The following is a 24,356-nucleotide window of genomic DNA, read 5'->3' as shown; positions in this document are numbered from 1 at the left end:
ATTATAAAGATAAGCGCGGCCAATGACCACATCCCTGATGGCCTCCAAAAGTGCTATGTGCCGTTCTAGGCCATTTGTTTCTGGAACAAAAAAACGCCACCCGAGGGTGGCGTTGGTCAAACCGATGTCGCTGATACGCTAATTTAGCGCTTACCGCGTCTATAGCCGCATCGGCTTAGTGTGGCAGCTTCAAAAATTGCACGTTGGACATGTGCTGCAGAATGCGAATGACCTGGCAGCTATAGCCAAACTCATTGTCGTACCAAACGTACACGACCGCGTGGTTGCCGTTGGCAATGGTCGCTTTGGCATCAACGATGCCCGCATGGCGGTTGCCGACGAAATCCGACGAGACCACCTCGGCCGAGTCGACGAAATCGATCTGTTTTTGATAAGCGGAATCGATGGACATACGACGCAGATAGTCGTTGAGCGCTTCGGCGTCGGTGCCTTTCTCCAGGGTCAAATTTAGAATCGCCATGGAGACGTTCGGCGTGGGCACGCGGATGGCGTTACCGGTCAGCTTGCCTTCCAGCTCCGGCAGCGCCTTGGCAACGGCTTTGGCAGCACCGGTTTCGGTCAGCACCATGTTCAGTGCTGCGCTGCGGCCGCGACGATCGCCCTTGTGGTAGTTATCGATGAGGTTCTGATCGTTGGTGTAAGCATGGACGGTTTCCACGTGCCCCGTCACCACGCCAAACTCATCGTTGAGCACCTTGAGAACCGGCACGATGGCGTTGGTGGTGCACGATGCCGCCGAGACGATACGGTCGCTATCGCCGATCGACTCGTGGTTGATACCGAACACGATGTTTTTGATATCGCCTTTACCTGGAGCGGTCAGCAGCGCTTTTGCTGCTCCTTTACACTCCAAATGTTGCCCCAGGCCCGCTTCGTCGCGCCAGATACCGGTATTGTCGACGATGACCGCGTTGTGGATGTCATAGGCGGTGTAGTCGATGTCACTCGGAGAATCCGCATAGATCACTTGGACCACGTTGCCATTGATGGTCAGGGTACGCGCATCGGCATCGACAGTGATGGTACCATCGAACGGGCCGTGCACAGAATCACGGCGTAGCAGGCTAGCGCGCTTCTCTAGATCTTTAGCAACGTCCCCGCGACCACGCACCACAATGGCACGTAGACGCAATAGGTTACCGCCACCGGCTTTTTCGACCATGACCCGGGCCAGCAAGCGTCCAATGCGCCCAAAACCGTAAAGCACTACATCTTTTGGCTCACCCGTGCTGGCACCCGGCTGGTAGCCGTCGATGATCTCGTTCAGCTCCTTGTTCAAGAAGGCATTCAGGTCACCGCCACCTTGCCGCTTGAAGCTGACCGCCAGCTTGCCTACATCCACGTGGGCAGGCCCCAGGTTCATCTCGCTCATCGCCTTGACGATGGGAAAGGTATCCGCCACGGACAGCTCGGTCCCTTCGATCTTACGCACGAAACGGTGATCTTTGAGAATGCGAATGACCGACCGCTTGATCAGAGAGCGTCCGAACATCGTGGCTACAACGTTGTTCTGGCGATAGAGCTGCCCCACTAGTGGGATCATTTGCTCCGCCAGGGCTTCGTTGTTTTGCCATTCCTGAAAAACGTTTTCGAGCGCTTGCTGACTCACGTGCGGCCTCATTGAGTTATGAACGGGGATGTCCCGAGTATTATCCGGAGCTTATTAAGGTGCCGCAATGAATGGATAGTCGCACAACATGTAGGGGTATTACAGAAAAAGGGTATTGACTACAAACGCCAATGATGCAGCGACCAAGCGATCTTAACGCCCCATGGCGCCAAAGCCTCTGCGCGAAAGGGCGGATCGTGTATGATCTTGGTTCCGTTTCTGCGCAAAACGATACCTTAATTATGTCTTCTTTCTCTCTGCTCGAACCGCCTCAGCCGCAAGGGATACGCGACACGCTTTACCTGAAAGCGCCGCCGGGCAGTGCGACTGCCTTGGCGCTCGCTCAAACAGCCTCCCATGCGCCACTGCTGGTGATCACCCCCAACACAGCCAGCGCGCAGCGTCTGGAGCAGGATCTGGCGTTTTACAGCAGCGTGCCCGTACTCCCCTTTCCCGATTGGGAAACGCTGCCCTACGACAGCTTTTCGCCGCACCAGGACATCATCTCTGCGCGGCTGAGAACGCTGCGCCAATTGCAAGATGGTGTGCGCGGCATCGTGCTCGTGCCGATCAATACGCTCATGCAGCGCCTGCCGCCGGTCTCCTATATCGCTGGCCGCGTAATGACACTCAAGGCTGGCGCTACGTTAAACCGCGAGACGTTTCGTGAATCGCTCTCCCGGGCAGGCTATCGTGCGGTCGAAACGGTGTACGAGCCAGGTGAGTACGCCATGCGCGGCGCCATCATCGACCTGTTTGCCATGGGCATGGACGAACCGATCCGCATCGATCTCTTCGATGACGAGATCGATACACTGCGCCACTTCGATCCTGGCAGTCAGCGTTCTACGGACAAAGTCGACACCATCGAGCTGCTGCCCGCACATGAGTACTCGTTGAGTCGTAGCGCGATTGCCTGCTTCCGCGAACAGTTCGAAACGCTCTTCGACGTCGACCCACGCCAGTGCCCACTCTACAACGACGCGCTGAAAGCGATCCCCTCTCCCGGGCTAGAGCAGTACTTACCGCTGTTCTTCGACGAAACCGCCTCCCTGTTCGAGCACGTCACCGACGACACCCGCGTCGCCCTTCTGCCAGGCGTATTTGAAGCTGCCGAGCAGCACTGGCAGGCCATCGAATCGCGTTATGTCAATCTTGGCGTCGACCCGACGCGCCCGCTCTTGCCGCCCCATCGCGCTTTTTTCCCGGTCAACGAGGTGTTTTCCGCCATCAAAGCGCGGCCACGCCTGGAGCTCACCGAGGACGACACCCAGCGCCACGCGCTGAGCCCACTGGCACAAGCCCTACCTACCCTCTCGATCAACGCCCGCGCCAAGCAGCCGTTGAGCGAGCTGGCCAATTTTTTGGAACAGCACTCCGACACCCGTGTGCTGTTCGTCGCGGAATCCCGCGGACGACGGGAAGCTCTGGAAGACGTCCTCGCTCCGCTGAAACTGTCGTTGCCTCATAGCGACAGTTTCCAAGCATTCTTGGCCGGCACCCAACGCATGGCGATTACCGAAAGTTTGGTCGGCAGCGGCCTCTGGCTCACCGAGCCGAATGTGGCGGTGATCAGCGAAACCGAGCTGTTTGGCGACGTGGTGCGCCAAAGCCGTCGGCGGGAAAAGGCCACCGACGACAATGAGTTGGCGGTAAGACACCTCTCCGAATTGCGCGAGGGCGCGCCGGTGGTTCATCAGGCCCACGGCGTGGGTCGCTACCTGGGGTTGGAAACCCTAGAGGCAGGCGGTCAGGCCAATGAGTTTCTTGCCCTCTCCTACGCCGACGGCGCCAAGCTATATGTGCCGGTGGACAGCTTACACCTCATCTCCCGCTACAGCGGCGCCGATGACGAGCTCGCCCCACTGCACAAACTGGGCTCCGATCAGTGGGAAAAAGCCCGTCGCAAAGCCGCCGAGAAAATCCGCGATACCGCTGCCGAGCTGCTCGACATCTATGCGCGCCGCGAAGCCCAGCAAGGCGTGATCTACGAAACGCCTGGGGAGGAGTACGTGCGCTTCGCGGCCAGCTTCCCCTTCGAAGAGACACCCGACCAGCAAGCGGCCATCGAGGCCGTCATCGGCGATATGGTGTCGCCCCAGCCAATGGACCGGGTGGTGTGCGGCGATGTGGGCTTCGGTAAAACCGAGGTCGCCATGCGGGCGGCATTCCTCGCCGTGCAGTCCGGCCGACAAGTCGTGGTACTGGTGCCCACCACCCTGCTAGCGCGCCAGCATTTCGAAAACTTCCGCGACCGCTTTGCCGATACCGCCGTCAATATCAGCTTGATCTCGCGTTTTACCGGCGGCAAAGAGATGACCCAAACGCTGGAGAGCATCAAAAGTGGCCAGACCGATATCGTCATCGGCACCCACAAATTGCTCTCAAAAAGCGTCGAACTACCCAAAATGGGGCTGTTGATCATCGACGAGGAGCACCGCTTTGGCGTCGCCCAGAAAGAGAAGCTCAAAACCCTGCGAGCTGAAATCGATATTCTCACGCTAACGGCCACGCCGATTCCTCGCACGCTCAACATGGCCATGAGCGGCATCCGCGATCTGTCCATTATCGCTACGCCTCCCGCTCGGCGTCTGTCGGTCAAAACCTTTGTGCAGCAGCGAGACAACAGCGTCATCAAAGAGGCGCTGCTGCGGGAGATTCTGCGCGGTGGCCAGGTGTACTTCTTACACAATGAAGTCAAAACCATCGAGAACGCGGCTGAACAGATTCGCGAACTGGTACCCGAGGCGCGCGTGGCCGTGGCCCATGGTCAGCTCCCTGAACGCAGTCTCGAGCGTGTCATGTCAGACTTCTATCATCGCCGTTTCAACGTGCTGGTTTGCTCGACCATCATCGAAACGGGGATCGACGTCCCCAGTGCCAATACCATTCTGATCGAGCGGGCCGACAAGTTTGGCTTGGCGCAACTTCACCAGCTGCGTGGCCGCGTGGGACGCAGCCATCATCAGGCTTATGCGTATCTACTGACGCCGCCCCCCAAAGCCATGACTCGCGATGCGGTCAAACGCCTCGAAGCCATCAGCGCGTCCGACGATCTCGGCGCAGGCTTCACACTGGCCAGCCACGATATGGAAATTCGCGGCGCCGGAGAGCTTTTGGGTGATGAGCAGAGCGGCCAAATGGAAACCATCGGTTACACTCTCTACATGGAGATGCTGGACCGAGCGGTGAAGGCCATTCGCGCGGGCAAAACGCCCAATATCGACGCCCCCTTCAATACCGGCGTCGAGATTAGCCTTAATCTGCCCGCCTTGATCCCAGATGACTACGTGCACGATGTACAGCAGCGTCTGGTCATGTACAAACGCATTGCCAACACTGAGTCGGATGCCGAGCTGAAAGAGCTCCAGGTGGAGCTAATCGACCGTTTCGGCCTACTCCCCCAGCCATTGAAAAACCTGATACGCCAAACCAAGCTACGCCACCGAGCCGAGCAGCTCGGCGTGGCCCGCATTGAAGCGGGCGAACAGCGCGGGCGAGTGATCTTCAATAGCAGCACCGAGATCGACCCGCTAACGCTTGTCACCCTGATCCAGACATCCCCCCAGCACTACCGCCTGGACGGCTCAGACACCTTACGATTTGAATTTCCAATGGAATCGGCCGAACAGCGTTTCGAAAAGATCGAAACCCTGCTCACGACCCTCAATCAAAAAGTAGCGGCAGCGTGAACCTTGGGGCAAACTTATGTTTAAGCAGCACACATCGGTTACGCAACGCTGCCTGTTACCATGCGTACCAGCCGTGCATACATTGACTAGGATCGACCATGACCATTCGTAAGACTATCACCCGTTGGGGCCCCACCAGCCTAGCCGTATTGCTAGCAGCCAGCCTAGCAGGCCCCGCTCATGCACAACCGTCGGCCGAACAAGCCGAGACGGCGGTGGCCATCACCGGCGATGCCGCTGCCAGTGCCGAGCAAGTTGCCGACGCCCGTGAATTGCCGCGTGGCCATTTCCGCTTACCCGAACATGGCGACATCATCGGTGAGTACTACACCGTTACCGTCGATAATCCGGAAGAGACGCTGATCGACATCGCACGTCGCCATAATATTGGCTACGAAGAGATTCGCATGGCGAATCCAGACGTTAGTCTATGGGTACCGGGTGAAGGTACCGAGGTAGTGATTCCGGCGCGCTACATTCTGCCGCCTGCGCCACGTGAGGGCGTGGTGGTCAATCTCTCCGAGCTGCGTCTTTACTACTACCCTGCCGACAATCCCGGCATTGTGGAAACCTACCCTGTCAGCGTTGGCCGCGAGGAGTTCGCAACTCCGGTAGGCATCACGCGGACCACGGTCAAAGTCAAAGACCCTGCCTGGGCACCGCCCGCCTCGATGCGTCGTGAAGCGGCTGCAAGGGGCGAGCCTGCACCCGCTATCGTTCCACCAGGGCCTGACAACCCGCTTGGCCGTCATGCCATCTTGCTGGCTATGCCGAGCTACTTGATCCATGGGACCAATCGTCCTGATGGCGTGGGTATGCGTGTCAGCCGTGGCTGTATTCGCATGTACCCGGAGGATATCGAATCGCTCTACGAGCGTCTGCCTAGCGGCACTCAAGTCAACCTGATGGACGCACCGTTCAAAGCGGGTTGGGCAGCTGACGGTACGCTGTTCGTGCAGTCTTATCCGCAGCTGGAAGAGAACGTCGGTGACTTCGAGCCGTTGCTCAATGCCATCGAGCGCGTCAGCGAACTTGCTGAAGATCAAGCGGAGATAGACTACGAACAGGTCAAGCGTGCGGTAGAAGCGCCAAATGGCCGTTTCGTGGCGCTTTACGGCCCACAGGCACCTGCTCCTGAGCCGGAACCCGAACCGCAGCCCACACAACAACTGGAAGGGATTTTGGAGGGTGTCGAGCTCTCCACTACCGTCCGTGTGGAAGGCGATGCCTGATAAGGCAAACGCTAGACAACAAAAAACCCCGCCAAGGCGGGGTTTTTCACATCTACAGCAGCCACCGAACATGCATCATGTCCGGTGGCCCAAGCAGAATTACTTCTGCATGGAACGCTGGAACATGCGGTTCATTTCTTCACGGTTCTGCTCAGACATCTGCAGAGCAGCTTGCGCGTCGCGCTGAGCTTGGTTTGCAGTGTTCAGAGCTTGTGAAGCCATGCTGCGAGCTTCTGCAGCGTCAGCTTGTGCAGATTCAGCAGTCATGCGAACTTCTTCCAGAGCGCTGGTAGAAGCACAGCCAGCCAGGATTGCCAGAGAAGCGGCAGCGGCAGTCATCTTCAGAGCAGTCTTCAGAGTCATAGTGTTCTCCTTGAGTCTTCCTTGGGTACTACGTTAAGGGTATGACAAAAAATAAGGCTAAAACGTTAGCTTAAATTTGTCTACCTGCGGTGCAGGTTCGTTACAGCGACTTGTACCAGGGTTACGTACCAGGGCACGCAAGTCAAACGCTGTTTTATAATAGACCACAGCGGTTGTCTATAGCCACGTGTTCAAAACCTAGAACTTCCTTCAACAACACAAGCCTAGCGGATCACCACGCGAGTGCCAACATCTACTAGCTGGGCGACTCGCTCGATCTCTTCGTTGGTCACCGCCACACACCCTTGGGTCCAGTGGAAGTTACCGTGAATGTCTGGATCACCGCCGCCGATCCCGTGAATGCCAATAGCGCCTCCCAGCGCCGTATTTTGCGGGGGAGAGCCAAAACGCCGGTAGTGATCGAAGTAGGCCTCGTAATCCGCTTGGGAATAGATACCTGCATCGAGCGCCATTCGGGCGTGAGGTGGCGTAGGATAATCGATACCGATGAAGATATGCCACTGACTTTCGTAATTAAATCGATTGATCCGAAACTCGCCCAGCGGCGTGACGTTATCACCGCGAACACGCTGGGTCTTGGCCCCACCACGGCCTAAAGAGATAGGCGCGAAGCGTTCGATCAATGCATTGCCACGGAAAATACTCAGCGTAGCGTCTTTGTCGTCGATCAGCACCCATAGCTCATTGCTATGGCGCGGCACTGGCGCACGAGTAAGCAACGTCGCCACTAGGTCGGGCGGCGCATAGTCGTCGACGGTGCTGGTCGTCGCAGCGGTGGCTACGGCGGGCCAGCTCAGGGCCATCGCTAAAAATCGGCGGCGGTTCACAGGCATCATTATGGCTCTCAAAAAAACGGGCCAGCGGTGCTGACCGACAATGCGTTAATGATGGCTGTTATACCTTAAAGATGCCGCCATTGTCAGCGTATTAGCAAGCAATATGCGTTGATAAGCATCGCTCGCTCTACACGATGCGCCAGCAAAACGGTGCAGTCGATGGCGCTACATCGAGCAGCCCGCACCTAGAGGTCGTCAAACTCTTGCATACTGACGACGAGCTTGCGAGCCTCTGCGTTGTGGCCTTGAGCAAGAGCATTGAAAAACGTTTCCTCTGGCTCGATTTTGGCTCGTGACGCCCGATGCTCATAGAGGCTCTGAAGCTTACGATGAGCCTCTACTGCCGTCTCGGTTAGCTCATCGATGGAGCCCGCCACACTCTGCTCGGCAAGCGCTTCCAGCTCAGGGGGCTGCGGGAAATCGCTGGAATCATCGAACCAGGTCTCCAGTACTTCGCGGTGGTCTGAGCCATCATGAAACAGCGCTTCTAGCCCCGTTTTCATTTTCAACTCGCTGTCCGCTAAATAGCGTAGCGCCATGGCCAAACGTTCGTGCTCGGCTTGACTGGCAGCATCGCTATACTGACGCGCCATACGAGCATGATAGCCTGTCGCCCACTCGATGAGATCCTTGACTTGGTTGTAGCGCATCCGTGTCTCCTCTGTGGTTGTGTTAAGAACCTGAGGGCGAATCAGCCCATTTCAAGGCTAACGCACAGCGCCGATTTCCTCATCGCGCCTCCCTCGACCCTATGTTAGCGCAGTGCGATCTACCACTCCTCGCTGGTCTCTCTCAGCGAAGCGATCTCTCGTTTGGCAGCCGCTAGGTTGTCCAACAGCTGCTCTGCCAGCGAGCGCTGGCTGCCAACGGCGATCATGGCAGGGTTCTGCACGGTGCGCCGTGCGGCCCCTTCGTCACTGTGCAGCTTGTCTAGCTGCCCCACAAGCCAATGAAGCCAGTGGTCGGGTTGATGCATTGCGTCACGCAGACGCTGAAGCTCGGCCACATCGGGCCCGTCATTGGCGAGTAGCGCGCGCCAGTCATGGTTCGTCAAACGTGCGTGCTCGGTCACCTCTTTGAGCAGCGAGCCCAGTGCTAGCTCGAACAGCGCCAGCGCGCTCTCCTCGATGGCCATCCGACGGGCAGGGCTGTGCTCGTCATCGCCTACCGGTAGGCCTACCAGCAGTTCGGCCTGATACAATAACTGGTTAGTACGGGAACGCGGGCTCACTTACGTTTATCCTCCACGTGCCATTTGCCGCCTTCGAAGGTTGCTTTCCACCCGGTCGCTTTACCCTCTTCGTCGGTCATCACGTACTGCTCTTTGTTTTTACGTGAGTAGCGAATTTGCGCAGGACGACCATCCGGGTCTTCACTCGGCGCTTTCAAGATGAAGTGGTACTTCTCCGGCAGCTCATCGGCATGCGCTTTGAGTTCCTTGACCAGCGGCGGGCGTGTTTCCCGGTTTTTAGGGAATTTACTCGCCGCCAAAAACAGTCCGCTTGCCCCATCGCGCAGTACATAGTGGTCATCTACCTTTTGGCAGGCCAGTTCTGGCATGGGGATGGGGTCCATTTTGGGCGGCGCTACTTCGCCGCTGCGCAGCAGCTTACGGGTGTTTTTACACTCACTGTTGGTACAACCAAAATACTTGCCGAATCGGCCGGACTTGAGCTGCATGTCCGAGCCGCACTTATCGCACTCGATGAGCGGGCCGTCATAGCCTTTTATCTTGAACTTGCCGCTTTCGACTTCGTAGCCTTCGCAGTCAGGGCTGTTACCGCAAATGTGCAGCTTGCGGGTTTCATCGATCAGGTAGTTATCCATGGCCGTGCCGCATTTCGGGCAGCGGCGCTTGGCGCGCAGCGCATCGGTTTCCGCCTCTTCACCGGCATCTTCTGCCACCGCTTCCTCGCCAGGAATCAGGTCGATGGTCGTCTTGCAGCGCTCTTTGGGCGGTAAATTGTAGCCACTGCACCCCAGGAATACGCCGGTCGAGGCCGTGCGAATCTGCATTTTCCGGCCGCAGCTCGGGCAGTCGATGTCGGTAGGCACCGGCTGGTTGGGGCGCATGCCCTCCTCGCTTTCGGCCTTCATCAACTCCATGCGGAATTCATCGTAGAACGCGTCGAGCAGCGCCTGCCAATTACGCTCGCCTTCGGCCACCTCATCGAGGCTATCTTCCATGCGCGCCGTGAAGGAGTAGTCCATCAGATCCGGGAAGGATTCTTTCAGCCGCTCGGTGACGATATCCCCTAGTTTTTCGGCATAGAAACGGCGGCTCTCCAGCTTCACATAGCCGCGGTCCTGAATGGTCGAGATGATCGACGCGTAGGTCGAAGGGCGCCCTATGCCCTGCTTCTCTAGCTCTTTGACCAAGCTGGCTTCGGTGTAGCGAGCAGGCGGCTTGGTGAAATGCTGCTGTGGATCGAGCGTCTCGAGACGCATGTTCGTGCCGGTCGGCAGGTCCGGCAAGCTTTGATCTTCATTTTTGCCGGTGGGTTTCATCACCCGTGTGTAACCATCGAATTTCAGCACGCGGCCCTTGGCTCTCAGCTCATAGCCATCCACTTCCACACTCAGCGTACTGGAGAGGTACTCGGCAGGGGTCATTTGGCATGCCACGAATTGTCGCCAAATGAGCTCGTAGAGACGCTCGGCGTCGCGCTCCATGCCAGAGAGATCCGTTGCTTTACGCTCGACACTCGAGGGCCGGATGGCCTCGTGGGCCTCCTGGGCGCTCTCTTTGCTGCTGTAACGATTGGGCGACTCGGGCAAATAGCGCGCCCCATACTCATCACCAATAAACGAACGAACGCTCTCAACCGCATCTTTCGAGAGGTTGGTGGAGTCAGTACGCATATAGGTGATGTAGCCCGCTTCATAGAGGCGCTGAGCCATGGTCATGGTTTTCTTGACCGAAAACCCTAATCGACCACTGGCGGCCTGCTGAAGTGTCGAGGTGATGAACGGTGCAGTGGGCTTGGAACTGGTCGGCTTATCCTCGCGAGAGGTGATCGACAGCTTGGCTTTACGCAGCTGAGCGATGCGCTCCATCGTCTCTTGTTCGGAAGTAGGACGAAACGCCTTCCCATCTTGCCTCGCCAGAGCAAACCGCACCAGCTCGCCTTCTGGGGAGACGAGGTCCGCATGCACATCCCAAAACTCTTCGGGAATGAACGCACGGATCTCCCGCTCACGCTCGACGATCAGGCGCACCGCCACCGACTGCACGCGCCCAGCAGAAAGCCCCCGAGCAATTTTTGCCCACAGCAAAGGCGACAGCATGAAGCCCACGACACGATCGAGAAAACGACGTGCCTGCTGGGCTTCGACGCGCGGCAAGTTCAGCGCGCCAGGCGCTTTAAAGGCATCTTGAATGGCGTTCTTGGTAATTTCGTTGAACACCACGCGCTTATAGCGGCTGTCGTCGCCCCCAATGGTCTCGCGAAGATGCCACGCAATGGCCTCCCCTTCACGATCCAAATCCGTCGCGAGATAGACGGCATCGGCTTTCTCGGCGAGCTTTTTGAGTTCGGCGACGACCTTCTCTTTACCGGGCAGCACCTCATAGTGAGCTTCCCAGCCGTTATCGGGGTCGATACCCATACGCCGAATCAACTGATCGTGGGCCTTGCGCTTTTTATACTCAGCCTTCTCTTCCGCCGACATCTTACGCGTTGCCGCGGCTTGGCGAGCGCGCTCCTTCGGGTCGGAGGCTGCCTTGCCTGAGCCGCTGGTCGGCAGGTCACGTATGTGGCCCACGCTCGACTTGACGATGAAATCGTTGCCGAGATACTTATTGATCGTCTTCGCTTTCGCGGGCGATTCGACGATGACCAGTGACTTGCCCATAGTGCTCCACTTTCCTATTGCCCAGGCGCTGTCGCCCATGCTCTGAATACGTTGCCGCCACCACCTTGGCATGACGACCATGAAAAAATGCGCCTACCCTACCCCAGCCCTTGATGAAGCGCCAGTAGCAACCTAACCGGGAAATGCAGGGTTGACGCTTCGCATCGTCAGTGCGTCACACTCGAAAGATAGGAGATGCCGTTTTATCAAGGGGTAGCTAGACACTAGACTGCCGCTTGCCGCTCGGCAACCCAAACAGTTGCCTTGCATAAAAAACGCCCCCACGAGTGAGTGGGGGCGCAGCGACGTCAGGCAAGCGTATTATTGCTTGCGCTGGGTTCCTTTTCGCTGGCTTGGCGCTCGACGTGAGGGCTTTTTAGCAGCCGTATCGCTGGCCGTATCCTGCGCGGCGTTAGCAGGCGCCACCTCCGTTGTCTTGTCACTCTCAACGGAGGCGTTCTCAGCCTCGCCGGACGCCTTGGCTGCAGGTGCGCTCACGGCTTTGGGGCGCGCCTTGTCAAACAGAGCCTTAACCTGCTCGAAGCGTTCGGCCGCGTGCTCCGAGAGCTCACCGCTCGCCGCAAACACGTGTTCGAGGTGAGTAATATAGCCATCGATGCGCTCGTTGCTTTGACCCTTCAGCAGCGTGGGCAGCGATGCTAATGCTTGCTCCCTATCGAGCTTCAGAATGAAGAATTGCTCGCGAACCAAACGCTTGAACTCACTAAGCGAAGTGCTCGGCTCGAGTTCTGCGCGTGATGCACGCAACCGCTTGAAGTTGCGCTCGTCGGTGGCCGGTGCACCGCCAAGCACGTAAATAACGGAGCGCATCACGGCCTCATGAGGCCCCCCCTGGGCAATTTTGTGGCGCAGCTCGTTTTGACGATGCTCGATAAAACGACGGTGCTCAGGCTCGGCGCCCGGACGGCGACGATGGACGTGGGCATCGCCGTACAAGCCGACGGCTGCTTGCAGAAGCGGCTGACCGTAAATATCCATGAACATCCGCTCAGTGCTGCTATCGCGCAGATCTCGCCAAGCATCCAAGCTCGCCACGATCTGATCGGACGCCATGCTTTCCAATGCTTTGAACATATTGTCCTGTTCGACCGGCTGACGATGACGACGAACGTACTCTGCCATGACGGGTAGCGGCACCGTCAGCGGATTGCGATCTGAGAGGAGCTTGTATCCTAAGCGGATGGGATGCATGCGCCGAATCCAGCGGGCAGCTTCAGGTGTCATGACAGCCTGTAGCCAGGGCTGCAGGTAAAGACGGTAAAGTCCCAAATTGATTTCGGAGATACGCGCGACCGTCGCAAAGCGCCGATCATCCTCGGGCTTGTGCATCACGTCTTGGTCGAGTTCTGCGAAATTACGCGGCGTGAACTCCAGCAGGTAGTCCCGCTCGATCAGTTCGGCATCCGTACGCTCACTGGCATGGGAGATGGTCGTCTCGTAGAGCCCCGGCGGCATGACGTCGATATAATCCATGTTCGCCGTGAATTCGGAGTGCTCTTTACGCGAGACGCTACCAGAGACGAAAATACCCAAATGGCCGGTGGTATCGTGCAGGCAGTAAATGATCGTTTGCTCGTTGGCGATGATATCTTCCTCGCCTTCGTAAAGATCACGAATCCAGCCCAACGCTTGGGGCGGCGGCGTAATGTCATCGCCACGCGAGCAGAACACCACGACCGGCGAACGCACGTTGCGCAAATCGATGCGACGACCGTCGCGAGTGACCAGTTGCGCGGTCGAGAGACGATTGCCCACGAATAGGTTGTCGACAATGTACTGAATTTCGTCGCCGCCCAATACCACGTGGCCTCCCCACCAACGTTCGAACTCCAAGTAGCGCTTGGTTTCGGTGTCCACGTTGGCGTAAAGGTGGTACTGCTTCTTCCAGTAGGTGTTGGCCGGATTGAGGCGCTCGAAGTTCTGTACCAGCCAAGCGCCGTCGAACAGACCATTGCCGATATCGCTGGTCAGCGCCGTGATCCAGCTACCGCCCGTCATGCCACCGGTGTAGCGCATGGGCGCTTTACCGTGCTCGCCTGCCCAATAAGAGAGCGGTGCTCCGGCAATCAGGATCGGGCCGAAGACATCGGGCTCCAAAGCGGCCGCCATCATGATCTGCCAGCCTGCCTGACAGTTGCCGACCACCATGGGTTTTTCGGTGGTTTCTGGGTGCAGCTCGATGACGTGTCGTAAAAACGCCACTTCCGCCTCGACCACGTCTTCGACGGTTTGGCCCGGCTCTGGGAAAGGCAAGAAGCCAATGAAGTAGCAAGGATGTCCCGCCTTCAAGGCAACACCAAGCTCGCTGTCCGGCTTGAAACCGCCGATCCCAGGACCATGGCCTGCGCGGGGATCGACCACCACGAAGGGACGTTTTTGTGGGTCGACCTGGACATTACTAGGCGGAAGAACGCGCAGCAGCTCATAGTTCGTCGGGTTGGGCAGCGTACGCCCATCCATCAAAACTTCTGTCTCGAACCCCAACACATTGGGCTTGGTCTGCTCCATGTGCGCTAGATATTGGTTACCGCGTTCACGCATGACATCCCAGTAAAGAATGTTACGCTCGACGCTGTCTCGCCAGTAGTTCATGGCCGCACGTCCGAACCCAAAGGGGTCCATCATGCTTGCGAGCGCGTCACTGCTCGATGTCGACGCCAGTAGTGGGTTTGCGAGAAAGTTCATAGAGTCTCCCGTTGGGTTGATGCTGGGCACCCGTCCCGAAGCAATGATGCTGCAATGCAATATAGTTTAGGCCACTCCCTGCCTAACGTCGATGATTACCGCCCGCTTTTGTACTTGCCCCTCTTTAAGCCACCCGCACCAGAGTCGTATCCCCACAGCTTTCAAAGCGGTAGCGCTCAATCAGTGGTAGCATTTCACCGATGACGCCGCGCTTATCGCTAGCAGAGGCACGCAAAGCGCCTGCGCATCTCACCTAGAGGAAGCTTACCCCGAGGTAATTATGTCATCCCCCACGCTGCTCAACCGCTTAACGTTCCGTCAGTTACAGGTGTTTCAAGCGGTACATCGTCAACGCTCTTACTCCCGAGCGGCCGAGCAGCTAGGCTTGACCCAACCTGCCGTGAGTGCGCAGATGCGTCAGCTAGAGCAAGCCGTTGGGCAGCCGCTGTTCAAGTACGCGGGAAAAACACTTCACGCTCTCCCTGCTGCCGATACGTTGGCGCTCTCGACCCGGGAAATTTTTGGGCAGCTCTCTCGTCTACAAATGAGCCTTTCAGACATTAACGGCAAAATCAGCGGCAAGTTGAACGTCGCTGCCGTCTCCTCCGCGCAGTATGTCGTGCCCTATGTGCTGGCTAAATTTCGCGCACGCTATCCAGACGTGCAGCTACGGCTAAAGGTCTGCAATCGCAGTCAGGCACTCGAAAGGCTGGCCGAGCAGCAGGATGACGTCGTTATCATGGCCATGGTGCCCGAGGACGATGGCTTAGTGGTCATGCCGATCCTCGAAAACGAATTGGTAGCGGTGGTATGGCCAGAGCATCCACTGCTCAGCATGCCTCGCCCGACGCTGGTCGATTTCGCGCGGCATTTCGTGCTGATGCGCGAACCAGGATCAGGGGTGCGCAGTGCCTTCGAGCAGCTCGCCGTGGATCAGGAAGTGGGGCTGGCCCACCGTATCGAGCTGGGCACCAACGAAGCTATCAAACAGGGAGTCATGGCTCACCTGGGTGTCGCCGTGTTGCCCCGTTTAGCCGTACAGCGCGAGCTCGAACAGGGGTTGCTAGCCACCCTGGCACTGCCCAACTTCCCCATTCGCCGCGCTTGGTGCACGGTGTATCGCCGCGACCACTTCCCGACGCCAGTGGCCGAGCTTTTCTTACGCTTCGTCCGTGAGCATCTAAGCGAGTTCCAGCGCCACTTTCAGGCCCCGGCTAGCCCGCTACCCAGTCATGGCGTTTCCTGCCTGCCCCCTCTCTCATTGGCACACGATGAGTAGCGGTACACGGTGTCTTGTTGATGTTCAGATATGTTACATTATCTACAACCTACGTATCAGTTAGCGTTACTCAGGGCATGGCAGGCAGTCGCCGAGCGACTCCGTTAGACAAACGTGGTTTGCAGCGTACCTCGTGCGATCGTTCCCTTTGCCAGCCGCACAGTAGAGAGGCTCTCTCCTATGAGCAACACCCCTTCCCAGCGCGTGCCCAGCGGCGAAAAATTCCGTAACGAACACGGCATGACGGTGATCAAAGACGGCATGAAGCAGCGCAAAGCGCAGGTGGATGCCCCGTCACTCGAGCGCAAGCCTAAGTGGCTGCGCGCGCAAATTCCCGGCGGCGAGCGATTCGACGCCGTGAAGAAGAACGTGGCCACTCACCGCCTAAGCACCGTTTGCGCCGAGTCCCACTGCCCTAACATGGGCGAGTGCTGGAGCAACGGCACCGCGACCATCATGCTAATGGGTTCCGTATGCACGCGTGCCTGCCGCTTCTGCGCGGTGGACACGGGCAACCCGAAAGGCTGGCTGGACCACGAAGAGCCCGACAACACCGCGAAGTCCGTCGAGCTGATGGGGCTGCGCTATATCGTGCTGACCTCCGTGGACCGTGACGATCTCGACGACGGTGGTGCTACTCACTACGCCAACTGCATCCGTGCCATCAAAGCGCGCACGCCCGATGTCGTCGTGGAAGCTCTCACACCCGATTTCGATGGCGACAAATCTGCCATCGAGCGCGTAGTGGACTCGGGATTGGAGGTGTTTGCCCAAAACGTCGAAACCGTCGAGCGGCTGACCAGCAAAGTGCGCGACCCTCGCGCTGGCTACCGCAAAACGCTCGACGTATTGGCCCACGCCAAGCAGTATCGCCCCGACATCATCACCAAAACCAGCTTGATGCTGGGGCTGGGAGAAACGGACGAAGAGATCCTGCAAACCTTCGACGATTTGCGTGAGATTGGTGTCGATATCGTGACGCTAGGGCAGTACCTGCGCCCGACGAAAAACCACCTAGCGGTGGAGCGCTGGGTCAGCCCCGACGAGTTCGAGCGCTATCGCGTACTGGGACTAGAGAAAGGCTTCATGGAAGTGCCTTCTGGCCCACTGGTGCGCTCCAGCTACCGGGCAGACCGCGTGTTCGAAAAGAACAACTTGGGTCTTGCCGCTCCTGCGGCCATTCCAGGTCAAGAGCCGGACAGCAACCGCATCCCCGCCTTCAACGTGGGCTAACTCGCCGCGGACTGCCTGTATACAGCGCTCTGCAGGCAGTCTTCGTTACGCAGGCACTACCAGGCTACGCTTCAGTCGCGCGGCCAACGCCTGCGCAAGCCGTTCGCCAACGTCTTTAACATTAGCCCCGTCTTGTCCATGAGAGAGATCGACCAAATCGGCAAGACGAGTGACCTGCATACCCGCGTAGCCACAAGGATTGATACGCGCAAATGGCGACAGGTCGCCGTCGACGTTCAGCGCGACGCCATGGTAGCTGGCCCCACGACGAATACGCAGGCCGAGCGAGGCGATTTTGGCCTCCCCCATGGCCGTTTCTACGTAAACCCCCGGCGCATCGGGCTTGGCCCAGCCGCGCACTCCATACGCGTCTAGCACGTCGATCACTGCATTTTCGAGCGCCGTGACCAAGTCACGCACGCCGATCTTGCCCCGACGCACGTCCAGCAGCGGATAGAGGACCACCTGCCCCGGCCCGTGATAGGTGACCTGTCCTCCCCGGTCGGTATTGACCACGGGAATATCGCCCGGCATCAACAGGTGCTCTGGCTTGCCCGCCTGCCCTTGGGTAAATACAGGCTCATGCTCGACCAGCCAAAATTGATCCGCCGTGTTTTCATCGCGCGTGTCGGTAAGCTCACGCATGGCTTCCCATACTGGTAGATAGGGGCGATGACCGAGGCGATGCAGAGCAATCGGGGCGTCGTCGCTCATGGTCATACCACCATGTGCACGCGGCCAGTGGCCTTCAGCTCGTCGAACAGTTGGCTCAACTGCTGTTCCCCTGTGGCCACGATGGTGACTCGAACGGACTGGAAACGACCATTGCGACTATCCACGACTTCCAACGTGGTCTCATCGAAGTCAGGCGCGTGACGCACGATGACTTGGCACACGGTGGCCGGAAAATCGTCAGCCGCATCGCCCACGACCTTTAACGGGTAATCGCACGGGAAGGTAATTTTGGGTGGCTCTTTCGCCACGGGCTGGCGTAAATCACGCAGCCCTTGCTTGGCACCTTTTTTCATAACTCGCCTTTACATTAAGTGAATCGTTGGGCTAATCCCAATAAATAAGGCCCAGCCTCTCACAATACAAGGCGTATGTGAGAGGCTGGGCCCAACACTGGCCGTTTAGCTGGTGAAATTACTGATCAAGTTGCTGAAGAAACGCTGCACTTGATCGAACAGGCGCTTGAACAGCCCACCCTCTTCGATGTTTTCCAGCGCGACGAGCTGGCGCTCCCCCACCATCTCTTCGCCTAGATAGACTTCCAGCGTACCTACGTCGTCACCTACTGCCACGGGCGCTTGAATGTCAGCATCCAAATTTAGACGGGCGCGGAGCTCTTCATTGCGATTGCGGGGCAGCGTCATGAAAACTTCTTCATCCACCCCCACACGTAGCTCGTTGATGTCCCCGCCCCACACGCGCGGCGTTGCCAGCACGGCGCCGCGCTCATAGAGCTTCATGGTTTCATAGAAACGGAAGCCATAGCTCAGAAGCTTTTGCGATTCCTGGGCACGCGCCTCATCGGAACTCGTGCCCATCACCACGGAGATCAGACGCATGCCATCACGCTGCGCCGAAGAGACCAGGCAGTAACCTGCTTCGGTGGTCCAGCCGGTTTTCAGACCGTCTACGGTCGGGTCGCGCCACAATAGGCGGTTACGGTTCGGCTGATCGATCCCCGCAAACGAGAAGTTACGCTGTGAATAGATGGCGTAGTGCTCGGGATAGTCGTTGATGATGTGACGAGACAGACGCGCCATATCATGGGCGGTCGAGTAGTGATTCTCATGGGGCAAGCCAGTGGCATTCATGAAGTGGGTATCGTTCATGCCCAAACGCGTGGCGTGCTGATTCATTAGGTCGGCAAACGGCGCTTCACCACCCGCCAGATGTTCTGCCATGGCCACGCTGGCATCGTTACCCGAGACGATGATGATGCCATGAAGCAGATTATCCACCGAAACACGATCGCCCACTTCGATGAACATCTTCGAGCCGCCGGTACGCCAAGCGTTTTCGCTGATATTGACCATATCGGTCAGGTTGATGGTGCCACGATCCAGCTCGCGTTCGACCAGGTACGCGGTCATCAATTTGGTCAAACTTGCAGGCGGCAAACGCTCATCGGCGTTATGCTCTGCAAGAATCCGCCCACTGTTGGCGTCCATCAAAATCCACGAACTCGCGGCAAGCTGTGGTGGTGCAGGGATGATCGTTTGGGGTTGAGGGATCACCTGAGCCATCGCCGGGGCGACGACGGCCGTCATCGCTGCGAAGAGGCAGAGCTTGGCGGTACGGCGGATTGACATCATTACATTCATCACATACTTCTCACTGACAAAGAAAAATGGCGGCGCATGATACGCCACTTGGGCACATGTTGAGAGCGATTATCTCACGACAAATACTTGAGGAAAGCCTGCGCGACGAAGTTCTTCACGGGCCTGTGTCTCTTGGCTGGGACTGACGGGGCCGACCTGAACGCGGTGAACGTCGGCCTCACTTTGCACTCGAACGCCGTGGGGTAACTCATCCGACAGCCGCTGTTGTAGCTGCTGCGCTCCTTCGGCACTCCCCAGCGCAGCCACCTGCAAATAAACGGCATGACCACTGCTCGGCTCGGCTGATGCCGCCCTAACAGGCCGAGTCTCAGAAACAGGCGTGGAAGCCGCAACGGCGGGGGCCGCCGATGTGGCTTGGGGGGACGAAACGCTGCCCCCTCGACCACGCTCGGCTAACCACTGAGCAGGGTCGATCGCCTCGACGCGCACGGGCCCGGTTCCGTTATCGAGAATCCCCAAGCGTGCTGCCGCCGCATAAGAGAGGTCGATTTCACGATCGCTATGGAACGGGCCGCGGTCATTGACGCGAACGATCACCGAGCGTCCGTTGTTCAAACTGGTGACCCTGGCAAAGGTGGGCAGCGGAAGTGAGCGGTGAGCTGCCGACATTTTGTACATGTCGTAAATCTCACCGTTGGACGTGGCGTAGCCGTGGAATTTTTCACCATACCAAGACGCCGTACCCTGGCGCGCATAGCCGCGCGAGTCGGGGAGCACGTGATAGGTTTCGCCCCACACTTCATAGGTGGAACGGTTGCCCGCCCGGGAAGGCGCTTCGATTCGCGGCTCGGCATCGGGTACGGTGCTGACATCCGGCGGCGCCACCGGGTAGGCATCCCCTGACATGGCGTAGCGCTCACCACTGGCGGCCGCCGGAGCATTGGGCGCTGGGCTGGCACCGCCTACGTCTCCCGCCACTCTTTGCGGTGAAGAAGAGCTGGCGCAGCCGCTGATCAAGGCCGCGAGTAACAGCGAGCCGCTTAACAGGCGCACATCGATCCGCAGTTTAGTCATTCTCGGCCTCGGCTTGCTGCTGGATAGCTTCTGCCAACTCGGCGACCGCCATGGCGTAGAGGTGGCTGTGGTTATAGCGCGTAATCACGTAGAAGTTGAACTCCCCCAGCCGATAGCGCTCTTGGCCGTCAGCGACCTCAAGCAGCAGTGGCACCACTGGCGTATCGGGCGTTAAGGAAGTTTCCGTCACCACACCCTGCTCAGCGGCTTCGGCAGCCGTCGTGCTTGGGCGCACCGTCTGATTGAAGCTCAGCGCTTCAGGGAGTTCTTCGGGGCCTTCGGCTTCATGGTAAATCGCGCCGCCTCGTTGCCAACCATGCTCGGCGAAGTAATTGGCAACGCTACCAATCGCATCGACTGGGTTATTCCACAGATCGCGCTTCGCGTCACCGTCAAAATCGACGGCGTAAGCTTGATAGCTGGTAGGTATGAATTGAGGGTAGCCCATGGCCCCTGCATAGGAGCCGTAGAGCGATTCGGGTGCCACCTCTTGCTGATAGGCGATGGTCAAAAAGGCCGCTAGCTCGCCGCGAAAGAAATCGCCGCGTACCGGGTGGTGAAATGCCAGCGTGGCGAGAGAGTCCAACACTTTATGACGCCCTTTGTGGCGACCGTAGTAGGTCTCTACACCCAAGATGGCGGTAATCACCTCCGGCGGCACGCCGTATTCCGACTCGGCACGCGCCAGCGCATCGGCATGGGCCTTCATGAACGCGGCCCCTTCGTCGATACGCTGCTCGGTTAGAAAAATATCGCGATACTCGAACCAGCGCAGCCGACGCTCGGCCGCGCCTGCCATGGCATCCAACACTTCCTGTCGATAGCTTGCCTGAGCCAGCGCTTGCTCCAGCCAAGCATTTGGCACGCCCTGCTCGGCCAGCTCGTCAGCCAATTGCTGGGTTTGCGGATTATGCTGCGGATCGAAACTGACCGTTTCCTCAGCGACGACCGCCGGGGCCGAACACGCTACTAGCATGGCAATGGCATAGCCACCCGCTTGACTTCGCGCCCTGTTCATTTGCTCACCACTCCTGTGAATTCATACTGCTACGACCTTGACCGTCAGCGTGGCAGTAACCGCCGATGGGCGTGTATGGACATGAGAATACCGAACCCCGCTAACAAGGTCACGCTAGAGGTGCCGCCATAACTGACCAGTGGCAGCGGCACGCCCACCACCGGCAAGATGCCACTCACCATGCCCACATTGACGAATACATAGATAAAAAACGTCAGAATGATACTGCCTGCGAACAGGCGACCAAAGGTATCTTGGGACGATGCCGCCAGCCACAGCCCGCGGCCCACGATCATCACATACAGCGTCAGTAGCACCATCATACCCACCAGGCCAAACTCCTCACCCAACACGGCGATGATGAAATCGGTATGCCGCTCGGGCAAGAACTCGAGTTGGGACTGGGTACCTTCTAACCATCCTTTGCCCCATAGACCACCGCTGCCGATGGCCGTAGTGGATTGTATGATGTTCCACCCGGAACCCAGCGGGTCGCTATCGGGGTCTAGAAACGTCAGCACCCGCTGTCGCTGATAGTTGTGCATGTTCATCCATAGCACCGGTAGGCCCGCCGCGCCCAGCGCTGCGACCAAACCGATCAACTTCCAGGAAAGCCCTGCCAGCAGCACGACGATCACCGCCGCGCTGGCCACCAACAGCGAGGTACCAAGATCTGGCTGAATGGCCGTTAGTACGACCGGTACACCAATGATCACCGCGCAGACCACGATATCGCGAAGACGTGGCGGCAACTGGCAGCGGTTCAAATATGCGGCCACCATCAGCGGCACCGCCAATTTCATCATCTCCGAAGGCTGAAAACGGATGACGCCAGGAATCTCAAGCCAGCGCTTGGCCCCCATGCCGATATCGCCAGCAATTTCTACCGCAATCAGCATGGCAAGACCCACCCCGTAGGCCAGCGGTGCCCAGCGTAAAAACGTCGAGGGGGAGAACTGGGCGATGATCACCATACCCGCCAGCGCCACGCCAAACCGAATGGCCTGGGCGATGACGGTATCGAGCCGCTGCCCCGAAGCGCTGTAAAGCACCAATAGACCCGCGCTCATCAGCACCAGTAGCATGCCGAGCAGCCAGGGATCGAGGTGGATACGTTCCCACACACTTTTGCGCCGGGCGATACCGCTGTCCGGCGGACGCGTTGGATAACGCCGCAACGAACGGGTAATCAGTTGCCAAGGCATCGCTAGTTGCCCTCCACGTTGGCGGTATCTTCCTCTAACACCTCTTTGACTTCCTCGACCTCGGGGGCATCATCTTCGAGCAGCCAAGCATCCGTCATCGCCCGTGCCAAATGCGCGGCATGAGTGCTGCCGCCCCCCGCGTTTTCGACGATGACCGATACCGCAATTTGTGGGTCGTCGATGGGCGCAAACGCCATGAAAAGCGCGTGATCACGTAGGCGCTCTTCGAGCTCTTCCGCGTTATAGCGCTGATCTTGACCAAGCGAGAACACCTGGGCCGTGCCTGACTTGCCCCCCATGCGATACTCGAGCCCCACCCCAGTTCGACGTGCCGTGCCCTCGCTGCCGCTGAGCACTTTTTCCATACCGCTATATACCCGATCCCACCAGTTATCGTTGGCCAGTTCGATATCGGGCAGCGTATCGGGGAGCTCTTCAGGCACCGGCTGCTCGCCAATACGCAGGGCCAAGCGCGGCTTCACCCAATGGCCACGATTGGCCAAGGCAGCGGTAGCGCTGGCAAGCTGCAGCGGTGTGACCTGCCAATACCCTTGACCAATGCCTACCGAGAGCGTTTCGCCGGGATACCACGGCTGATTGAACCGCGCCCGCTTCCAGTCACGCGAGGGCATCAGCCCCGTGCTTTCTCCCTGAACGTCGTGCGCCACGCGTTGGCCAAAGCCGAAGTTGGTCATCTGTTCGTGGAGCTTGTCGATACCGAGGTCGTGGGCAAGAGAGTAGTAGTAGGTGTTATTCGATACGGCAATGGAGCGCTCCATATCGACACGCCCATGCCCCCAGCGCAGCCAATTACGATAGCGGCGAGAATCGTTGGGTAATTGATAGAAACCGGGATCGTTGATGGTGCTATCCGGGGTGATCACGCCCTCGACCAACCCTGCCAGCGCCAAGAAGGGCTTGATGGTCGACCCCGGCGGGTAGTGACCGCGAATGGCACGGTTGAACAGCGGCAGGTCGATATCTTCCTGCAGCGCTCGATAAGAAGCGACATCAATGCCGGTCACGAACTGGTTACTATCGAATCCAGGGGTCGACACCATCGCCAAAATTTCGCCAGTGCTGGGCACGATAGCCACGATGGAACCGCGTCGCCCATCAAGCAGCTCGTAAGCCAGCATTTGCAAGGAGCGGTCGAGCGTCAAGGTGAGGTTGGCACCGGGCACGGGGTCGGTACGGCCCAATTCGCGTAGAACGCGGCCCCGTGCGTTGGTTTCGACCTTACGTAGTCCGGCCTCGCCGTGGAGTTCAGTCTCGTAAAAACGCTCGACGCCGGTTTTGCCAATGAAATGGGTACCCGCATAGCGTCCTGGGTCGAGCTCCTGTAGCTCTTCTGCGTTGATACGCCCGACGTACCCCAGAGCGTGGGCCATGACGTCCGCATCGGGATAGTAGCGAAGCAGTTGAGCCTCGACTTCGACGCCGGGCAACCGGTGGCGATTGACGGCCAGCCGAGCGATCTGCTCTTCGCTCAGGTCGCTCATCAACAGCGCAGGCTGAAACGGTCGCTGGCGCTGGCGGGAACGCACTTGAAACGCCTCGATCTCCTCCTCAGGCAACTCCAGAAGATCGACCAGCAAAGAGAGCGTCTCATCGAGATCATCGACTCGCTCACGCACCAGGGTCAAATTGTAGGTAGGCCGGTTCTCCGCCAACAGCACACCGTTGCGGTCGTAGATCAACCCACGATTAGGCGGCAGAGGCTCGACCCGTACGCGGTTTTTTTCAGAGCGAGTGCTGTAGAGATCGTGCTGCACGATCTGCAGGTAGCCTAGTCGACTAACCAACAGGCTAGTCAGCACCACGACCACTAACACGGCGAGCAGTGCCCTGACACGGAAAATACGCAGTTCTTGCTCGGGAATTTTTAGCGTGTCACGGCGCTGAGGCATGGCAACAG

General features: G+C 58.3%; 18 protein-coding genes. 4 read left to right on the top strand and 14 right to left on the bottom strand.

The window, feature by feature from the left end; translation table 11 throughout:
• Positions 1 to 175 precede the first annotated feature (175 nt).
• Positions 176 to 1,630, bottom strand: a complete 1,455-nt coding sequence (locus tag FRH_RS13505) for a glyceraldehyde-3-phosphate dehydrogenase (RefSeq protein ID WP_139528115.1) — start codon at positions 1,628 to 1,630, stop codon at positions 176 to 178.
• Between the two features lie 242 nt (positions 1,631 to 1,872).
• Between FRH_RS13505 and mfd the strand changes: the two genes are divergently transcribed.
• Together mfd and FRH_RS13495 are read left to right on the top strand one after the other, a co-directional pair.
• Complete coding sequence (gene mfd, locus FRH_RS13500) at positions 1,873 to 5,322, top strand: transcription-repair coupling factor (protein ID WP_281997025.1); 3,450 nt, start codon at positions 1,873 to 1,875, stop codon at positions 5,320 to 5,322.
• Between the two features lie 98 nt (positions 5,323 to 5,420).
• Positions 5,421 to 6,554, top strand: a complete 1,134-nt coding sequence (locus FRH_RS13495; RefSeq protein ID WP_153843806.1) for a L,D-transpeptidase family protein — start codon at positions 5,421 to 5,423, stop codon at positions 6,552 to 6,554.
• A gap of 99 nt (positions 6,555 to 6,653) precedes the next feature.
• Here the strand turns inward: FRH_RS13495 and FRH_RS13490 are convergent, their stop codons facing one another.
• From FRH_RS13490 to FRH_RS13465, 6 genes are all read right to left on the bottom strand, one after another.
• On the bottom strand, positions 6,654 to 6,917 hold the full coding sequence (locus FRH_RS13490) for an Lpp/OprI family alanine-zipper lipoprotein (protein WP_016914087.1): 264 nt from the start codon (positions 6,915 to 6,917) through the stop codon (positions 6,654 to 6,656).
• A gap of 224 nt (positions 6,918 to 7,141) precedes the next feature.
• Entirely contained in the window at positions 7,142 to 7,774 is a 633-nt protein-coding gene (locus tag FRH_RS13485) for a L,D-transpeptidase (protein WP_139528118.1), read from the bottom strand.
• 185 nt (positions 7,775 to 7,959) lie between these two features.
• Positions 7,960 to 8,424, bottom strand: a complete 465-nt coding sequence (locus FRH_RS13480; RefSeq protein ID WP_153843808.1) for a 2-hydroxyacyl-CoA dehydratase — start codon at positions 8,422 to 8,424, stop codon at positions 7,960 to 7,962.
• Positions 8,425 to 8,543: 119 nt separating this feature from the next.
• On the bottom strand, positions 8,544 to 9,005 hold the full coding sequence (locus FRH_RS13475; protein WP_153843809.1) for a DUF6586 family protein: 462 nt from the start codon (positions 9,003 to 9,005) through the stop codon (positions 8,544 to 8,546).
• On the bottom strand, positions 9,002 to 11,629 hold the full coding sequence (topA, locus tag FRH_RS13470) for a type I DNA topoisomerase (protein WP_153843810.1): 2,628 nt from the start codon (positions 11,627 to 11,629) through the stop codon (positions 9,002 to 9,004). The genes FRH_RS13475 and topA overlap by 4 nt, the downstream gene beginning before the upstream one ends.
• A gap of 321 nt (positions 11,630 to 11,950) precedes the next feature.
• Positions 11,951 to 14,335, bottom strand: a complete 2,385-nt coding sequence (locus FRH_RS13465; protein ID WP_281997024.1) for a DUF3141 domain-containing protein — start codon at positions 14,333 to 14,335, stop codon at positions 11,951 to 11,953.
• Between the two features lie 280 nt (positions 14,336 to 14,615).
• Here FRH_RS13465 and FRH_RS13460 point away from each other — a divergent pair, with 280 nt between their 5' ends.
• Entirely contained in the window at positions 14,616 to 15,614 is a 999-nt protein-coding gene (locus FRH_RS13460; RefSeq protein ID WP_239286198.1) for a LysR family transcriptional regulator, read from the top strand.
• Between the two features lie 180 nt (positions 15,615 to 15,794).
• Positions 15,795 to 16,847 (top strand): lipoyl synthase, encoded by a 1,053-nt coding sequence (gene lipA, locus FRH_RS13455; RefSeq protein WP_139528124.1) that lies wholly within the window; start codon positions 15,795 to 15,797, stop codon positions 16,845 to 16,847.
• Between the two features lie 45 nt (positions 16,848 to 16,892).
• On the opposite strand, the gene lipB is transcribed toward lipA, so the two are convergent.
• The 7 genes from lipB to mrdA form a co-directional block, all read right to left on the bottom strand.
• Positions 16,893 to 17,561 carry a lipoyl(octanoyl) transferase LipB gene (gene lipB / locus FRH_RS13450; protein ID WP_239286200.1) on the bottom strand — a complete coding sequence of 223 codons (669 nt, stop codon included), beginning with the start codon at positions 17,559 to 17,561 and terminating at the stop codon, positions 16,893 to 16,895.
• A 2-nt stretch (positions 17,562 to 17,563) separates the two neighbouring features.
• Positions 17,564 to 17,875 (bottom strand): DUF493 domain-containing protein, encoded by a 312-nt coding sequence (locus FRH_RS13445; protein WP_139528126.1) that lies wholly within the window; start codon positions 17,873 to 17,875, stop codon positions 17,564 to 17,566.
• Between the two features lie 105 nt (positions 17,876 to 17,980).
• The gene (locus tag FRH_RS13440) at positions 17,981 to 19,180 is read right to left on the bottom strand and encodes a D-alanyl-D-alanine carboxypeptidase family protein (protein WP_139528127.1); all 1,200 of its coding nucleotides are present in this window, start codon (positions 19,178 to 19,180) and stop codon (positions 17,981 to 17,983) included.
• A 69-nt stretch (positions 19,181 to 19,249) separates the two neighbouring features.
• Complete coding sequence (locus FRH_RS13435) at positions 19,250 to 20,215, bottom strand: septal ring lytic transglycosylase RlpA family protein (protein WP_139528128.1); 966 nt, start codon at positions 20,213 to 20,215, stop codon at positions 19,250 to 19,252.
• Positions 20,208 to 21,233, bottom strand: coding sequence for a lytic murein transglycosylase B (mltB, locus tag FRH_RS13430; RefSeq protein WP_239297124.1), 1,026 nt, complete (start codon positions 21,231 to 21,233; stop codon positions 20,208 to 20,210). Before mltB ends, FRH_RS13435 begins: the two co-directional genes overlap by 8 nt.
• Before the next feature lie 44 nt (positions 21,234 to 21,277).
• The gene (rodA, locus tag FRH_RS13425; RefSeq protein WP_139528130.1) at positions 21,278 to 22,438 is read right to left on the bottom strand and encodes a rod shape-determining protein RodA; all 1,161 of its coding nucleotides are present in this window, start codon (positions 22,436 to 22,438) and stop codon (positions 21,278 to 21,280) included.
• 2 nt (positions 22,439 to 22,440) lie between these two features.
• A complete protein-coding gene (mrdA, locus tag FRH_RS13420; protein ID WP_139528131.1) occupies positions 22,441 to 24,348 on the bottom strand; it encodes a penicillin-binding protein 2 in 1,908 nt (635 codons plus the stop codon).
• Between the last annotated feature and the right edge of the window lie 8 nt (positions 24,349 to 24,356).

Source organism: Halomonas sp. A020, assembly GCF_027943625.1.
Classification (GTDB): Bacteria; Pseudomonadota; Gammaproteobacteria; order Pseudomonadales; family Halomonadaceae; genus Vreelandella; species Vreelandella piezotolerans.
Note: the sequence above shows the minus strand (reverse complement) of the source record. Positions and strands in the feature narration are given on the sequence as shown.

What these genes read in the sequence shown, in the direction of transcription:
- mfd (WP_281997025.1), top strand. Translation starts at nt 1,873, where the DNA reads ATGTCTTCTTTCTCTCTGCTCGAACCGCCTCAGCCGCAAGGGATACGC.
- FRH_RS13495 (WP_153843806.1), top strand. Translation starts at nt 5,421, where the DNA reads ATGACCATTCGTAAGACTATCACCCGTTGGGGCCCCACCAGCCTAGCC.
- FRH_RS13490 (WP_016914087.1), bottom strand. Translation starts at nt 6,917, where the DNA reads ATGACTCTGAAGACTGCTCTGAAGATGACTGCCGCTGCCGCTTCTCTG.
- FRH_RS13485 (WP_139528118.1), bottom strand. Translation starts at nt 7,774, where the DNA reads ATGATGCCTGTGAACCGCCGCCGATTTTTAGCGATGGCCCTGAGCTGG.
- FRH_RS13480 (WP_153843808.1), bottom strand. Translation starts at nt 8,424, where the DNA reads ATGCGCTACAACCAAGTCAAGGATCTCATCGAGTGGGCGACAGGCTAT.
- topA (WP_153843810.1), bottom strand. Translation starts at nt 11,629, where the DNA reads ATGGGCAAGTCACTGGTCATCGTCGAATCGCCCGCGAAAGCGAAGACG.
- FRH_RS13465 (WP_281997024.1), bottom strand. Translation starts at nt 14,335, where the DNA reads ATGAACTTTCTCGCAAACCCACTACTGGCGTCGACATCGAGCAGTGAC.
- FRH_RS13460 (WP_239286198.1), top strand. Translation starts at nt 14,616, where the DNA reads ATGTCATCCCCCACGCTGCTCAACCGCTTAACGTTCCGTCAGTTACAG.
- lipA (WP_139528124.1), top strand. Translation starts at nt 15,795, where the DNA reads ATGAGCAACACCCCTTCCCAGCGCGTGCCCAGCGGCGAAAAATTCCGT.
- lipB (WP_239286200.1), bottom strand. Translation starts at nt 17,561, where the DNA reads ATGAGCGACGACGCCCCGATTGCTCTGCATCGCCTCGGTCATCGCCCC.
- FRH_RS13445 (WP_139528126.1), bottom strand. Translation starts at nt 17,875, where the DNA reads ATGAAAAAAGGTGCCAAGCAAGGGCTGCGTGATTTACGCCAGCCCGTG.
- FRH_RS13440 (WP_139528127.1), bottom strand. Translation starts at nt 19,180, where the DNA reads ATGAATGTAATGATGTCAATCCGCCGTACCGCCAAGCTCTGCCTCTTC.
- FRH_RS13435 (WP_139528128.1), bottom strand. Translation starts at nt 20,215, where the DNA reads ATGACTAAACTGCGGATCGATGTGCGCCTGTTAAGCGGCTCGCTGTTA.
- mltB (WP_239297124.1), bottom strand. Translation starts at nt 21,233, where the DNA reads ATGAACAGGGCGCGAAGTCAAGCGGGTGGCTATGCCATTGCCATGCTA.
- rodA (WP_139528130.1), bottom strand. Translation starts at nt 22,438, where the DNA reads ATGCCTTGGCAACTGATTACCCGTTCGTTGCGGCGTTATCCAACGCGT.
- mrdA (WP_139528131.1), bottom strand. Translation starts at nt 24,348, where the DNA reads ATGCCTCAGCGCCGTGACACGCTAAAAATTCCCGAGCAAGAACTGCGT.